At 64.0% G+C, this 14,538-nt stretch carries 13 protein-coding genes; 5 read left to right on the top strand and 8 right to left on the bottom strand.

The genetic code is table 11. The features are described 5' to 3' along the window. Positions 1–55 precede the first annotated feature (55 nt). From ftsH to folD, 5 genes are all read left to right on the top strand, one after another. Positions 56–1,975: an ATP-dependent zinc metalloprotease FtsH gene (gene ftsH / locus FIU86_RS14495; RefSeq protein WP_152475734.1), complete on the top strand. Its 1,920-nt coding sequence runs from the start codon at positions 56–58 to the stop codon at positions 1,973–1,975. 77 nt (positions 1,976–2,052) lie between these two features. Next, positions 2,053–2,760: a methyltransferase domain-containing protein gene (locus FIU86_RS14490; RefSeq protein ID WP_152477171.1), complete on the top strand. Its 708-nt coding sequence runs from the start codon at positions 2,053–2,055 to the stop codon at positions 2,758–2,760. A gap of 118 nt (positions 2,761–2,878) precedes the next feature. Further along, on the top strand, positions 2,879–3,487 hold the full coding sequence (locus FIU86_RS14485) for an MOSC domain-containing protein (protein WP_152475733.1): 609 nt from the start codon (positions 2,879–2,881) through the stop codon (positions 3,485–3,487). Positions 3,488–3,633: 146 nt separating this feature from the next. After that, entirely contained in the window at positions 3,634–5,310 is a 1,677-nt protein-coding gene (locus FIU86_RS14480) for a formate--tetrahydrofolate ligase (protein WP_152475732.1), read from the top strand. Between the two features lie 70 nt (positions 5,311–5,380). Beyond that, positions 5,381–6,271, top strand: a complete 891-nt coding sequence (folD, locus tag FIU86_RS14475) for a bifunctional methylenetetrahydrofolate dehydrogenase/methenyltetrahydrofolate cyclohydrolase FolD (protein ID WP_152475731.1) — start codon at positions 5,381–5,383, stop codon at positions 6,269–6,271. A 109-nt stretch (positions 6,272–6,380) separates the two neighbouring features. Here folD and FIU86_RS14470 read toward each other — a convergent pair whose 3' ends face one another. The 8 genes from FIU86_RS14470 to FIU86_RS14435 all read right to left on the bottom strand — a co-directional run bounded on the left by FIU86_RS14470 (position 6,381) and on the right by FIU86_RS14435 (position 14,538). Next, a complete protein-coding gene (locus tag FIU86_RS14470; protein WP_152475730.1) occupies positions 6,381–6,800 on the bottom strand; it encodes a PaaI family thioesterase in 420 nt (139 codons plus the stop codon). Between the two features lie 68 nt (positions 6,801–6,868). After that, on the bottom strand, positions 6,869–7,543 hold the full coding sequence (pdeM, locus tag FIU86_RS14465) for a ligase-associated DNA damage response endonuclease PdeM (RefSeq protein WP_152475729.1): 675 nt from the start codon (positions 7,541–7,543) through the stop codon (positions 6,869–6,871). A 50-nt stretch (positions 7,544–7,593) separates the two neighbouring features. After that, positions 7,594–9,996, bottom strand: a complete 2,403-nt coding sequence (locus FIU86_RS14460) for a ligase-associated DNA damage response DEXH box helicase (protein WP_152475728.1) — start codon at positions 9,994–9,996, stop codon at positions 7,594–7,596. Between the two features lie 77 nt (positions 9,997–10,073). Further along, positions 10,074–11,384 (bottom strand): ATPase, encoded by a 1,311-nt coding sequence (locus FIU86_RS14455; protein WP_152475727.1) that lies wholly within the window; start codon positions 11,382–11,384, stop codon positions 10,074–10,076. A gap of 131 nt (positions 11,385–11,515) precedes the next feature. Beyond that, positions 11,516–12,022 (bottom strand): prepilin peptidase, encoded by a 507-nt coding sequence (locus tag FIU86_RS14450; RefSeq protein ID WP_152475726.1) that lies wholly within the window; start codon positions 12,020–12,022, stop codon positions 11,516–11,518. A gap of 21 nt (positions 12,023–12,043) precedes the next feature. Then, a complete protein-coding gene (locus tag FIU86_RS14445) occupies positions 12,044–12,901 on the bottom strand; it encodes a lipopolysaccharide assembly protein LapB (protein WP_152475725.1) in 858 nt (285 codons plus the stop codon). Positions 12,902–12,929: 28 nt separating this feature from the next. Continuing rightward, complete coding sequence (locus FIU86_RS14440) at positions 12,930–13,490, bottom strand: tetratricopeptide repeat protein (RefSeq protein WP_152475724.1); 561 nt, start codon at positions 13,488–13,490, stop codon at positions 12,930–12,932. A gap of 67 nt (positions 13,491–13,557) precedes the next feature. Further along, positions 13,558–14,538 (bottom strand): type II secretion system F family protein, encoded by a 981-nt coding sequence (locus FIU86_RS14435; protein ID WP_152475723.1) that lies wholly within the window; start codon positions 14,536–14,538, stop codon positions 13,558–13,560.

The raw sequence follows: 14,538 nt of genomic DNA, 5'->3' as shown, positions 1-14,538 counted from the left end.
ATCATACACGGGCCCTGTGGTAGGTCAGGCCCGGCATCACGTGAGGAGAAAGCCCTTGGGCAACGCGAGAAACTTCGCCTTTTGGTTGGTCCTGTTCCTGTTGATCATGGCGCTGTTCAGCCTGTTCAACGGATCCGGCAACACATTGCAAAGTCAGGCAATTCCCTATTCGGAATTCGTCGAGGCGGTCGAGGACGGCGAGGTGTCCGAGGTCACGCTGGACGGTGAAAACGTGCGGTTCAGGGGCGAGGACGGCAACAATTACTCGACCATCAAGCCCGAAGATGCCGAGGTGACGTCGCTGCTTTTGGAGCAGGATATACCGATCAAGGCGGAATCGCAGGAACAATCCGGCTTTCAGACCTTCCTGATTTCGCTTCTGCCTTTCGTGCTGCTGATCGGTGTGTGGATCTACTTCATGAACCGCATGCAAGGCGGCGGCAAGGGCGGCGCCATGGGCTTTGGCAAGTCCAAGGCCAAGATGCTGACCGAAAAGCATGGCCGCGTGACGTTTGACGACGTGGCCGGCATCGACGAGGCCAAGGAAGAGCTGGAAGAGATCGTCGAATTCCTGCGTAACCCGCAGAAATTCTCGCGCCTGGGTGGCAAGATCCCCAAGGGCGCGCTGCTGGTCGGGCCTCCGGGTACCGGTAAGACACTGCTGGCCCGTGCGATTGCGGGCGAGGCGGGCGTGCCATTCTTCACCATTTCGGGTTCGGACTTCGTCGAGATGTTCGTGGGTGTCGGTGCGTCCCGCGTGCGCGACATGTTCGAACAGGCCAAGAAGAATGCGCCCTGTATTGTTTTCATCGACGAGATCGACGCCGTGGGCCGGCACCGTGGCGCCGGCTATGGCGGCGGCAATGACGAGCGCGAACAGACCCTCAACCAGTTGCTGGTCGAGATGGACGGGTTCGAGGCCAATGAAGGCGTGATCATCGTCGCGGCCACCAACCGCAAGGACGTGCTGGACCCCGCGCTGCTGCGTCCGGGCCGGTTCGACCGCCAGGTGACGGTGCCCAACCCCGACATCAAGGGCCGCGAGAAGATTCTGGGCGTACACGCCCGAAAGACTCCGCTGGGCCCCGACGTGGACCTGCGCATCATCGCGCGCGGTACGCCCGGTTTCTCGGGTGCGGATCTGGCCAACCTTGTGAACGAGGCGGCGCTGATGGCCGCCCGTGTCGGCCGGCGGTTCGTGTCGATGGTCGATTTCGAGCAGGCCAAAGACAAAGTCATGATGGGCGCCGAGCGGCGATCCATGGTCCTGACGCCCGAGCAGAAGGAAAAGACCGCCTATCACGAGGCCGGTCATGCCATCGTGGGCCTCGCGCTGCCGCAATGCGATCCGGTCTACAAGGCGACGATCATCCCGCGCGGCGGTGCGTTGGGCATGGTGGTCAGCCTGCCCGAGATCGACCGCCTGAACTGGCACAAGTCGGAATGCGAGGAAAAGCTGGCGATGACCATGGCCGGCAAGGCGGCCGAGATCATCAAGTACGGCCCCGACGCGGTATCGAACGGCCCCGCGGGCGATATCCAGCAGGCGTCCTCGCTGGCCCGTGCGATGGTGCTGCGCTGGGGGATGTCCGACAAGGTGGGCAACGTTGATTACGAGCAGGCGCACGAAGGTTACATGGGCAACAGCGCCGGCGGTTTCTCGATCTCGGCTCACACGAAAGAGCTGATCGAGGACGAGGTGAAGCGCATGATCGACGACGCTTACCAGCGGGCCCATGACATCCTGACTGACAAGCAGGAAGAGTGGGAGCGTCTGGCACAGGGCCTGCTGGAATACGAGACCCTGACCGGCGAGGAGATCGAGCGCGTGATCAATGGCGATCCGCCCGAGGCGGATGACGATCGGGGCGGCACGCCTCAGAAGGACGACAAGCCGTCGCTGACGGCCATTCCCAAGACCAAGCCGAAGTCGACACCGCCGGATGGCGGCATGGAGCCGGAACCGACAGCGTGACGACGACGACCAACGCGAAGACCGACTGGAACCCGGGCGCCTACGCCCGGTTCCATGATCTGCGGCTGCGTCCGGGCCTGGACCTGGTCAACACGATCAGCAGCATGGGCGCGGGCGACATCTACGACCTTGGCTGTGGCAACGGTGCCTTGGGCGATGCGCTGCGGGCGCGGGCCGGCAGCCGCAAGGTGATCGGGGTCGATGCCAGCCCCGCGATGCTGGAAAAGGCCCGCGCCGCCAAGGGTTACGACAGTTTCAGCCAGGCTGACATCGCGGAGTGGACGCCCTCGCGAACGCCCGGACTGATCTTTTCCAACGCTGCGCTGCACTGGGTGGGCAACCACGAGCAATTGCTGCCCCGGCTGGCGCGGATGCTGTCCAAGGGCGGTACGCTGGCGGTACAGATGCCGCATCAGAACAAGGCGCCGTCGCACCGCGTGTGGCTGAGCCTGGTCGAGGAAATGTTCCCGGGCCGGGTCGAGAAGATGGGCACGCCCGGCGTCATGGCCCCGGTGAAATACGACGAGCTTTTGTCCGGCATGGGCCAGTTCCGTTTGTGGGAAACCGAGTATTACCAGCGCCTGATGGCCGAACCGGGCAGTCACCCGGTGCGCCGCTTCACCGAAAGCACCTATGCCCGCCCCGTGCTGGAGGCGCTGGACGAGGACGAGAAGGCGGCGCTGATCAAGCGCTACGAGGAAGCGATGCACGCGGCCTACCCGGTGCGCGCGGATGGCTCTGTCCTGTTTCCGTTCCGCCGGATGTTCTTTACCCTGTCGGTTTGAGCAAGGCCGTTTTCTTGCAAAGAAAACGGGTCGGAATTTTCGGAAAATTCCGGTGCGTCCCACGATTGACCTGCCGGTGTGACAGGTCGAAACTGTGTCCGACGTCCCGGAAAACACCATGCCCGCATTGATACCCACTGACCACTATGCCGAAATCACCTGGATCGGGTGCGTTGCGGACCAGGAGAGCGATATCCGCTCGGCCCCGATGGAGCAGGTGGATCTGACTTGGGACGGCGTGCCCGGCGAGTTCCACGGTGGGCGGACGCGGCCCGCCTGTGTGCGGGTAAAGGACCAGCACGCGGAAGGCACCGAGATTGCCAATGTGCGGCAGTTGTCCATCGTGTCCGCCGAAGAGATGGCGGCGATCGCGCAGGAGATCGGGATCGACAGCCTGCGCCCGGAATGGCTGGGCGCGTCGCTGGTGCTGAAAGGCATCGACGATTTCAGTCGCCTGCCGCCCTCGTCGCGCTTGCAGACCGACAGCGGCACGGCGCTGATCGTGGACATGGAGAACCGGCCCTGCATCTGGCCCGCCAAGGAGTTGGAAAAAGACCATCCCGGTCTGGGCAAGCTCTTCAAACCCGCCGCGGCGCACCGGCGGGGCGTCACGGCTTGGGTGGAACGGCCCGGCCCGCTGCGCGTGGGCGACCGGATGCGCCTGCACGTGCCGGACCAGCGGCCTTGGTTGCATCTGGAGGCCTGCCTGAGCGGCAAGTCCTTCTGAGCGCGAGCTGTTTCCGATGTGAAACGCGGGCGCGACAGGCTGCCGCATCAGCCCTCGGAAATGTCGGATTCCTGACCGGGTGAGGCCCCTCTAGTTTGTATGGCTGTTCCCGAAGCATCATCGCTTATGTCCAAAGGGAAGACACAATGAGCCACAAATCAGACATCGAGATTGCGCGTGCGGCATCGAAGAAGCCGATCCAGGAGATTGGCGACAAGCTTGGGATTCCGGGCGAACATCTGCTGCCTTACGGGCATGACAAGGCGAAGGTGAGCCAGGAATATATCAACTCGGTCCAGGGCAACGAGGACGGCAAGCTGATCCTGGTGACCGCGATCAACCCGACGCCGGCGGGCGAGGGCAAGACCACCACGACCGTGGGCCTGGGCGACGGCCTCAATCACATCGGCAAGAAGGCGATGATCTGCATCCGCGAAGCGTCCCTGGGCCCGAACTTCGGGATGAAGGGCGGCGCCGCGGGTGGCGGCTATGCCCAGGTCGTGCCGATGGAGGACATGAACCTGCACTTCACCGGCGACTTCCACGCGATCACCTCGGCCCACGCGCTCTTGAGCGCGATGATCGACAACCACGTCTACTGGGGCAACGACGCCGAGATCGACACCCGCCGGATCGTCTGGCGCCGGGTCGTGGACATGAACGACCGCTCGCTGCGTCAGATCACGTCCAGCTTGGGCGGCGTGGCCAACGGCTTTGCCCGCGAGGATGGCTTCGACATCACCGTGGCCTCGGAGGTCATGGCGATCCTGTGCCTGGCCAAGGACCTCAAGGACCTCGAGGAGCGGCTGGGCGCGATGATCGTGGCCTATCGCCGCGACCGCAGCCCGGTCTATTGCCGCGACATCAAGGCCGAGGGCGCGATGACCGTTCTTCTGAAGGACGCGATGCAGCCCAACCTGGTGCAGACGCTGGAAAACAACCCGGCCTTCGTGCATGGCGGCCCGTTCGCCAACATCGCGCATGGCTGCAACTCGGTCATCGCCACGAAGACGGCGCTGAAACTCGCCGATTACGTGGTGACGGAAGCTGGCTTCGGCGCGGACCTGGGCGCCGAGAAGTTCATGAACATCAAGTGCCGCAAGGCCGGGATCGCGCCGTCGGCGGTGGTTCTGGTCGCCACGGTGCGGGCGATGAAGATGAACGGCGGCGTGGCCAAGGCGGACCTTGGCGCCGAGAACGTGGACGCGGTGAAGGCGGGCTGCCCGAACCTGGGCCGGCATATCGAGAATGTTAAGTCTTTCGGTGTACCGGTGGTGGTGGCGATCAACCACTTCGTGACCGACACCGATGCCGAGGTGCAGGCGGTGAAGGACTTCGTGGCCGAAAACGGCGCCGAGGCGGTGCTGAGCCGCCACTGGGAGCTGGGCTCGGAAGGCTCGGCGGATCTGGCGACGAAAGTGGTCGAGACGATCGAGAAGGGCGAGGCGGACTTCAAGCCGATCTACCCCGACGAGATGGGCCTGTTCGAGAAGGTCGAAACGATCGCCAAGAAGATCTACCGCGCCGACGAGGTGATCGCGGACAAGAAGGTGCGAGACCAGCTGAAGAGCTGGGAAGAGCAGGGCTATGGCAACCTGCCGGTGTGCATGGCGAAAACGCAATACAGCTTCTCGACCGATCCCACGCAGCGCGGCGCGCCCACGGGCCACTCGGTCCCGGTGCGCGAAGTGCGCCTGTCGGCGGGTGCGGGCTTCGTCGTCGTCGTCTGCGGCGAGATCATGACCATGCCGGGCCTGCCCAGCCGACCGGCGTCCGAATCCATCCGCCTGAACGACCAGGGCGAAATCGAAGGATTGTTCTAAAGGACCGGTTTCCCCCGCCCCGTGCCAAAGGTATAGGGTGGGGGACCATTTTCGGGCCGGGAGGAAAGACATGACGGCAGAGATTATCGACGGCAAGGCGTTTGCCGCAAAAGTGCGCGAGAAGGTGGCGGGACACGTGGACCGCCTGAAGGAAGAGCATGGCATCACGCCGGGGCTGGCCGTGGTGCTGGTGGGCGAGGACCCGGCGAGTCAGGTTTACGTGCGTTCGAAGGGCAAGCAGACCGTCGAGGTCGGCATGAATTCCTACGAGCACAAGCTGGAGGCGGACACCTCGGAGGAGGATCTGCTGGCGCTGATCGACAAGCTGAACAACGACAAGGACGTGCATGGCATCCTTGTGCAACTGCCGCTGCCGGATCATCTGGATTCCGACCTGGTGATCAACTCGATCGACCCGGCCAAGGACGTGGACGGGTTTCATATCTCGAACGTGGGCCTGCTGGGCACGGGACAGAAAAGCATGGTGCCCTGCACGCCGCTGGGCTGTCTGATGATGCTGCGTGAACACCATGGGAGCCTTTCCGGCATGGACGCGGTGGTTGTCGGGCGCTCGAACATCGTGGGCAAGCCGATGGCGCAGCTTTTGCTGGGCGACAGCTGCACCGTGACCATCGCGCATAGCCGCACAAAAGATCTTCCCGAGGTCGTGCGCCGCGCAGATATCGTGGTGGCCGCCGTGGGCCGGCCCGAGATGGTGCCGGGCGACTGGATCAAGGAAGGGGCCACCGTGATCGACGTGGGCATCAACCGGATCGAGCGCGACGGCAAGAACAAGCTGGTGGGCGATGCGGATTATGAGTCCTGCGCGGCGCGTGCTGGGGCGATCACCCCGGTGCCGGGCGGCGTGGGGCCGATGACCATCGCGTGCCTGCTGGCCAACACGGTGACGGCCTGCTGCCGCGCCAACGGGTTGTCGGAGCCCGAAGGGCTGACGGCCTGAGACCTCTTGCCCGGTGGCCTCCGCCGGGCAGCCCCCCACCGCCCCCACGGGCGGGGACTTCCCTCATTTTTTGGTAGACTTGGTCGCAGATTATCCGGGGCGCGCGCCGCTACAGGTCCACTGGAATCATGGTGCCGACCATCATGGCGATGTGGCGCTCCGCGCCATCGGTCACGGCAAAAATATCCGATTGCACCACCATCAGGCGGCGACCGGGTTTGATCACCCGACCCCGGGCGACGAGGGCGTCGCCCGCGCCGGGGGCCAGCAGGTTGATCTTCATCTCAGTGGTCATCACTTCCATCCCCTCGGGAACCAGGGTCAGCGCGGAATAGCCCGCAGCACTGTCGCCGATGGCGAAGGTCAGGCCGGCATGGGCGACGCCCTGCTGCTGGCGGCTGCCCTCGAGGATGGGGGCGGTGATCTCGACCCGCCCCTCGGCGATGCCGGTGAGCGTGGCGCCCAGCGTTTGCATCATGGATTGCCGGGCGAAGCTGTCGCGGATGCGGGTCTCGAAGGGGGCAGACATGGGGCTGTGGTCTCCGTGGGGTCTTTAGACGGTCTAGGCCGTGCGCGTGTGAATAGGAACAGTGCCGGTCATGCCTTGGCGCCGCGCGGCATGGGCGCGGGATGGGGCGTCTTGCCCGTCAGGATCGCCAGCGCCTCGGGGCGCATGAGGTCGCAGAGCGCGGTGTCGTGGCTGCGCAGGCCTCCGGTATAGGTGCCGTAGGCGGGCATGATCAGGCGGTCGCTGTCGAGCAGGAAGGCGGGGCGGGTGATGGCGCGGCCCCGGACGGGCAGCGTGACCTTGGGGTGGTAGTGCCCCGACACCTCGCCGGAATAGCCCGGTTGCGCGATGTGGCGGAAGGTCAGCGGCGGCACGGGCAACTCGAACAGGTGCGCGCCGCCGAGGTCGACGGGGCCGGGATCGTGGTTGCCCTCGATCCAGACCCAGCGGCGGCCGGCCTGAAGGCGGCTGATCCAGAGTTTTTCTGCCTCCAGCAAGGCGCGGGCGGCGAGCGCATCGTCGAAGCTGTCGCCGAGGCAGATGACGGTATGGGCACCGGTGGCTTCCAGGTCGGCCTGAAGCCGCGACAGCGTATCGTGCGTCTCGTAGGGGGGCAGTTGCGCCTCGCCCAGCCGAGCGCGGCGTTCGGTCTTGCCAAGGTGCATGTCCGACACGCAAAGCAGGTTCTGGTCACGCCAGTAGAGCGCGCCGGAGCCGAGGGCGGTGAGGCGGGCGCCTGCCAATGTGAACTCGTAGCCGTTCATGCTTCGTTCATCACGCGGGGCGACTGATTTTGCAAGCGGTTTTCGGAGGGTCAGGCGAGGCCCGCAGCCTGCATCAGGCGTTGTGTCTCTTCCTCGAGCAGCCGGTCCTGTGCGCTGCCTTCGACAGGGGTGCGCCCCGCTTCGAGGAACAAGGGCGCGGCGAAGGGCGTGACGCGGGGCAGGCGGATCAGGTCGACGCGGTCGCCGATGCGGTCGAGCATTTCCTCGATCCGGCCAAAGTCGATCAGGCCGCGCATCGCCTCTTGCCGCGTGATGTCCAGAAGCAGGTGATCGGGGTCATATTTGGCCAGCGTGTCGTAGAGGATATCGGAGGAAAACGTCGCCTGCCGCCCGGATTTGCGGACTTGGGGCAGGTTGCGCTGGATCAGGCCCGCAATGGTGGCCGAAGCGCGAAAGGTACGCTTTATCAGCTGGTTACCGGCCAGCCACTTGTCGAGGCCTTCGCGCAGCGCGGCGCGGTCCAGAAGGCCGGTGGCGTCGGTCAGCGGCTCCAGCCCCCAGATCAGCGTGGCGTAATCGGTCGAGACGAACCCCATGGGGGCGAGACGCATCTCCTCCATCCGTTTGCTGAGGATCAGGCCCAGCGTCTGTTGCGCGTTGCGGCCAGCGAAGCCGTAGATGCAGGCGTGTTCGCGCCCGTCATGGGGGAAGCTTTCGATGAGCAGGCGGCCCGCTTGTGGGAGGTGCGACACGTCCTGTTGTAACGCAATCCAGTCGGCGGTGTGGGCGGGCAGGGCGGAGTGGTCGCCCGAGTGCAGGAGCGACAGGATGCGCTGGCTGAGCTGGGTGGAGGTGGCGAACTTGGTGCCGGCGAAGGTGGCGATCTTGGGTTTCTTCGCGGCGTCGCGGCTGACCTCGACCACGGTTTCGCGCAGGCCCTCGTATTTCACGATCTGCCCGCCGATCAGAAACGTGTCGCCGGGGGTGAGGGAGGCTGCGAAGCCTTCCTCGACCTCGCCCAGGGGCTTGCCGCCGCGGTTGCGGCGCATGCGAACCTTGAGCAAATCGGCATCCTGAATGGTGCCGATATTCATCCGGATCAGGCGGGCGCTGCGCGGGTCGCGCAGCTGCCACAGCCCGTCGCGGTTGAGCAGGCGCTGCCATTGGTCATATGCGCGAAGGGCATAGCCACCGGTGGCGCAGAAATCGAGACAGGCGTCGAACTGGGCGCGGGTCAGGGAGGCGTAGGCACCGACGGTCTTGACCTCCTCGAACAATGCATCTGCATCGAACGGCCCGGCGCAGGCGCGGATAAGGATATGTTGGCAGAGCACGTCGCGGGGGCCGGGACCGCGTGGCTCGCCGTCGAGATCGTGGTCGCGCACGGCCTGCAACGCTGCGACGCATTCGATGACCTCGAAGCGGTTGGCGGGCACGAGCAGCGCCTTTGACGGCGCGTTGTAGCGGTGGTTGGCGCGCCCGATGCGCTGGACCAGACGCTTGACGTTCTTGGGCGCGCCGACCTGGATCACGAGGTCCACATCGCCCCAGTCGATGCCAAGGTCCAGACTGCCGGTGCAGACAACGGCGCGCAGCTCGCCGCGTTGCATGGCGGCCTCGACCCGTTCGCGCTGCGCCCGGTCGAGAGAGCCGTGGTGGATGCCGATGGGCAGGGCGTCCTCGTTGGCGAGCCAGAGGTTGTGAAAGAAAATCTCGGCCTGGGCGCGCGTGTTGTGAAAGATGAGGGTGATGCGGTGGCGTTTCACCTCTTCCAGAACGGCGGGGATCGCATAGGCCGCGCCGCCCCCGGACCACGGTGGAGTGGCATCGGTTTGCAGCATGGCGATATCGGGCTCGGGGCCGGGATCGGCCATGAGGATCTCGCACGGATCGGGGTGGCGGGCGAGGAGTTTGGCGATTGCCTGAGGGTCCTCGACCGTGGCCGAGAGGCCCACGCGGCGCAGGCCGGGGCACATGGCCTGAAGGCGGCTGAGGGCGAGGAAAAGCTGATCGCCGCGCTTGGACTCGGCCAGTGCGTGGATCTCGTCGACGACGATCCGTTTCAGCCCTTTGAAGATGCGGGGGGCGTCTTCGTAGGAGGTGAGGAGCGCCAGGCTTTCGGGCGTCGTCAGCAGGATATGCGGCGGGTCGGCGCGCTGGCGGCGCTTGGCCGACGAGGACGTGTCGCCGGTGCGGTCCTCGATGCGGATGGGCAGGTCCATCTCTGACACAGGCGTGGTCAGGTTGCGCTTGATGTCAGCAGCGAGCGCCTTGAGCGGGGAGATGTAGAGGGTGTGCAGCCCGTCGTGGCCGTGCTCTGCGATATCGACCAGCGTGGGCAGGAACCCGGCCAGCGTCTTGCCGCCGCCGGTGGGGGCAATGAGCAGAAGGGCGGGGTCATCGGCACGGTCCAGCATCGCCTGCTGGTGCGGGTGGATGGACCAGCCGCGCGAAGCGAACCATTCGGTGAAAACAGGGGGTAACGACGTCATCCGCCAGATGTAGGCGGAACCGCAAAACTTTTCAGGAAAAGTTTTGCCCGGAGTTTTTGGAAAACTCCGGGCGGCGCTTACTTCACGATCTTTTCGTTCTTGACGAACATGTTCGCCCAGGCGCGATCGAGCAGGTCGGGGCGCATCTGATAGGGGATGCCCTCGAATTCGCAGATCGAGATCATCTGGTCGATGAGGAAGATCGGCTGGTAGTTGGCGTAGACGTTGTCGATGGTCGGGTACTTGACCTTCAGAAGGTGCAGCAGGGTGTCCTCGTCCAGCGGCATGCCGCGCTTCTTGGCCACCATCGCGAAGATCTTGAGGAAATCCTGCTGGTTCGGCCCGTCGATCTTGATCTTGAAGAAGATCCGGCGCAGGGCGGCCTGGTCGAAGATCTCGTTGGGGTGGAAGTTGGTCGAGAAAATGACCAGCGTGTCGAACGGCACCTCGAATTTCTCGCCCGATTGCAGGGCGAGGATGTCCTTGGATTCCTCCAGCGGGACGATCCAGCGGTTGACGAGGCTTTGCGGCGGCTCGGCCTGGCGGCCAAGGTCGTCGACGATGAAGATGCCCCCCGTTGATTTGAGCTGCAGCGGCGCCTGGTAGGTCCGTGCGGTCGGGTTGTAGACCAGGTCAAGCATCGAGAGCGACAGCTCACCCCCGGTGATGACCGTGGGCCGCTCGCAGCGTACGTAGCGGGTGTCGAAGGTGCGCTTGCGGCGCAGGGAGTTGGGGTCATCGACCTCGACCTCGGCCTTGGAATGCACGATGGGGTCGTAGACGGTGATGACCTGGCCCGCGTATTCGATGGCGCGGGGGACATAGATCTTGTCGCCCATCGCGTCGCGGATGCCGTTCGAGATCGAGGATTTCCCGTTGCCGGGCGGGCCATACATCAGGATCGAGCGGCCGGCCGACACCGCGGGGCCGAGGTGATCGAGCAGGTCGTCGGGCAGCACCAGGTGCCCCATCGCGCCGGTCAGTTCGTCCCGGGTGATCTGGATGTTGCGGATCGACTGGCGCTTGACCTGTTCGCGGTAGACGGCCAGCGGCACCGGCATGGCGCCGAAATATTCCGATTGCGACAGGGCGTCGAGCGCACGGGACTTGCCCGCATCGGTCAACTGAAAGCCCATTTCGCCGCCCGAATTGGCGTTGAGCGTGCCGGTCGCCTCGAGCAGGCGTTGCTGGCGGGCCATGTCCACCAGTTCCTGCGTGACGGCGCGGGGCAGGCAGATCGCCTCGGAGATTTCGCTGACCATGTCCAGGTTCTTGCGGAACATGGTTTTCAGCAGGATGTCCCGCATCATCACGATGGGAAGCTGCATTTCGTCGAGCCCGGAAGGCGGCGGGGGCGGCTGGACGCCGCTGGTCACTTGCATGTTCATGGTTTTCTGCCCGTTTTCTTCAACAAGTTGACATGTCTCAGGCACCGCGTTGAGCGGCGCAATCCGGGGCAGGATGGCATCAAATCATGCGGAAATTGTGGTCTCTCGCGGGCGTCGTTGGGGCAGGCGCCTCAGGCGCCGTAGGCGGCGCCGAGGCCGAGATAGATCACCAGTGTCGCACCCAGGGCAAAGCCCATGGGGAACTTCTTGCCGCGGTCCCAGCTGACCCAGTCGGGGGCGAGCCGGCGCAGCGGCGTGTGTTTCGCGAGGCGGTGCGTGACGAAACAGGCCAGGAGGTTGGCGGCAAAGAGAAACATAATGATCCGCCAGTCGGCGGGGGCGATGAAGGAGGCCGCGGCGGCGATGAACTTGCTGTCACCCGCGCCCATCAGCCCGCCGGCATTGGCGATGAAACCGATCACCAGCGCGAAGACCATGATCGCAATGCGCCATGCGTAGTCCGGCCAGAAGGGGGTGACGGCCCAGAGGCCCACGATCACGAAGATCCCCGCCAGCGTCAGCACCGAAGTATTGGGAATGCGCATGGCCTTGAGGTCGCTCCACATCACCCAGAGACAGACCGGGGTGACGAAAGGCAGGAACCAGAGCGCCGCCCAGCTGGTGATATCAAAGGGCATGGCCCGCGCCTCGTCTGCCGGTTACTCGACGTTATTTTCCAACGCTTGCAGGCTGCGCGCGGCGGCCTCGAAATGCTGGGGATGGGTGTCGATGGCGTCGCGCAGCAGGCCCTTGCCGATACTGGTGTCGCCCTGCTTGATGGCCGACAGGCCCAGCGTGTAGAGCAGTTGCGCGCGCTCTTCCTGGCTGGTCTGCAGGACGGGCAGCGAATATTTCTTTTGTGCGCCGCGGGCCAGCACAAGGTTGTTCTTGGCGGTGAACAGGCTGTCATCCTGCCGGATCGCGTCGGTGAACAGGCGCTCGGCGGCGGGGAAATCGCCGCGGGTCAGCTTGGAATAGCCCCAGTTGTTCATCACACTGGCGGGCGTGGTCGTCAGGCCGATGGCGGTCTCGTAGAAGCTGTCGGCCTTTTTCCAGTTCTGGTTGCTGTCGGCGATCATCGCCTCGAGCCGGTAGCGCTTGAACGTCTCGTGGGTGGGCGGGACGGAATCCAGCACCTCGTCGGCGCGTTTCCATTCGTTGTTGCGAATGAGTGCGTCGGCGTATTCCACCTGGTCGTCATTGGTGGATTTTTCATGCTCGACCACGTTTTTCCAGGCCGCGACGGCCTCGGTGTGGCGCTTGGCGCGAATGAGAGATTGCGCGAGGCCGCGGCGCACGTCGATGCGGTCAGGCTTTTCGCCCAGCGTGCGCTGGAAATATTTCACGGACTCGTTTGGGTCTGCCACGGTCAGCATGACATCGCCGAGGTTGCTTTCGTCGACGACGTTGAGATCGGACAAGGCCCGGTCCACATCGGCCTTGCCGGCCTTATCATCACAAGCGGAAAGGGCAAATGCGCTGCCCACGCAGATGCACATAAGAATAGGATGGCGCATTTTTTTGCGTCCTTTTACTGCCTTTGCCTCAACCTGGTATACTGCGGATCAGGTAGTCGCTGCTCCCGCGCCGCACCAGCTTATAATCTTGTTCTAACTCTTCACTATAAAGAGAATTTTCCGATTTTGCGAGAACTAACCGCAAATTGTCGCGGATTGAGTCACTTTGGCCATTGTCGAGCGCGTAGGCCTTCTTGAAAACCTGTTCGGCCTCGCCGTTTTCGCCCTTTTCCAGCAGGACGACGCCAAGGTTGTTCCAGACTTCGGGCGAGAATTCGTCCTTTTCGATGGCCTGTCGCAGCAGGCGTTCGGCGGTGTGCAGACGCCCCAGGCCGAGATTGGCGGTGCCCAGCCCCGCGAGCACATCGGCGCTCATGCCTTCGTCGAGCGCGGCGCGGGAAAAGGCGTCGATCGCCAGCTCGAATTCGCCCGCGGCCACGAGGCGGTGACCCACCAGCTTGGAATCCACGGCTTCGCCATCCTTTGCAACGCCGGGGGCGTAGGGATTGTCAGGGTCACGCGAAGCGCCCGCGCCGCAGCCCGCGACGAGAGCGAAGGAAACAAGGAGCCAGACCCCTGCTCGTGCCATGCCGGTTTTGCCGCCTCTTATTCGTGTTAACAGGCCCCTGAGGGCCTGCCTATCTTTGGTCCGGTAGTTACTGGGCCGACATCGAGAAGAGTTCCATGATACCCAACACCGACGGGCCGACCAGAATGATCAGCAATGGTGGCACTGTAAGCATCATCGTGGCCAATGTCATCTTCGTCGGCAGCTTGTTGGCCTTTTCTTCGGCCCGCATGACCCGTTTGTCACGCATCTCGCCGGCATAGACGCGCAGGGCGTCGGCGATCGAGGTGCCGAAGGATTGTGATTGCACAAGCACGGTTACAAAGCTGGAAATATCCTGCACGCCGCAGCGTTCGGCCATCTCGTTCAGGACCGAGGGCTTGTCGCGGCCGGCCTTGATCTGGTGCGAGACGATCTCGAATTCCTCGGAGAGCGCGGGGTAGGAGGCGCGGATTTCTTTGGACACCCGGATGATCGCCTGGTCGAGCGACTGGCCCGCCTCGACGCAGGTCAGCATCATGTCGAGGCTGTCGGGAAAGCCCTCCTCGATTTCCTGCTGGCGCTGCTGCTGGCGCTTGGTCACCCAGTACTTGGGGATCATGTAGCCGATGCCGCCGGGGCCAAGGATGTACATCAGCGTCTGCTGGGTCGTGGTATCGTCGTTGCCCGCGAGGAACACGATGAAGTAGAGCACGCCTAGGATCAGAAAGCCGATGCCGAGCGCAAACTGCGCGAAGTGGAAATAGCGCACGGCGTCGCGACCGCGATAGCCGGCCTGCATCAGGGTCAGGCGGATCTGGCTGAGCTGCTTTTCATCCTCGGGTTCGAGGAACTTCGCATACTTGTCCAGCTTCTCGTTGCGCTGACCGGTGCGCAGCTTTTTCTTCTGGTCCTCTGTCGACAGGCCGCTGCGCGACTGCTTCTTGATCTTGTCCAGCGGATCGTTCGACTCGCGGATCAGGATCGGGATCGTCATGATGACCAGAAGCAGGCCCAGTGTGCCCACCGCGATCAGCGGGCCGAATGGGCCCAGCGTATCGGTCATGAACTGTGAAATCGTGTCCAACAT

Origin of the sequence: Roseovarius sp. THAF9 (genome assembly GCF_009363715.1) — a bacterium.
Taxonomy (GTDB): Bacteria; Pseudomonadota; Alphaproteobacteria; order Rhodobacterales; family Rhodobacteraceae; genus Roseovarius.
The sequence above is the reverse complement of the archived record's forward strand: the minus strand, read 5'-3'. Positions and strand labels throughout refer to the sequence as shown.

Coding starts and splice junctions, on each gene's coding strand:
- FIU86_RS14470 (WP_152475730.1), bottom strand. CDS start 6,800: ATGTCTGCCCCCTTCGAGACCCGCATCCGCGACAGCTTCGCCCGGCAA.
- pdeM (WP_152475729.1), bottom strand. CDS start 7,543: ATGAACGGCTACGAGTTCACATTGGCAGGCGCCCGCCTCACCGCCCTC.
- FIU86_RS14440 (WP_152475724.1), bottom strand. CDS start 13,490: ATGGCACGAGCAGGGGTCTGGCTCCTTGTTTCCTTCGCTCTCGTCGCG.
- FIU86_RS14445 (WP_152475725.1), bottom strand. CDS start 12,901: ATGCGCCATCCTATTCTTATGTGCATCTGCGTGGGCAGCGCATTTGCC.
- FIU86_RS14480 (WP_152475732.1), top strand. CDS start 3,634: ATGAGCCACAAATCAGACATCGAGATTGCGCGTGCGGCATCGAAGAAG.
- FIU86_RS14455 (WP_152475727.1), bottom strand. CDS start 11,384: ATGAACATGCAAGTGACCAGCGGCGTCCAGCCGCCCCCGCCGCCTTCC.
- folD (WP_152475731.1), top strand. CDS start 5,381: ATGACGGCAGAGATTATCGACGGCAAGGCGTTTGCCGCAAAAGTGCGC.
- FIU86_RS14450 (WP_152475726.1), bottom strand. CDS start 12,022: ATGCCCTTTGATATCACCAGCTGGGCGGCGCTCTGGTTCCTGCCTTTC.
- FIU86_RS14435 (WP_152475723.1), bottom strand. CDS start 14,538: ATGTTGGACACGATTTCACAGTTCATGACCGATACGCTGGGCCCATTC.
- FIU86_RS14460 (WP_152475728.1), bottom strand. CDS start 9,996: ATGACGTCGTTACCCCCTGTTTTCACCGAATGGTTCGCTTCGCGCGGC.
- FIU86_RS14485 (WP_152475733.1), top strand. CDS start 2,879: ATGCCCGCATTGATACCCACTGACCACTATGCCGAAATCACCTGGATC.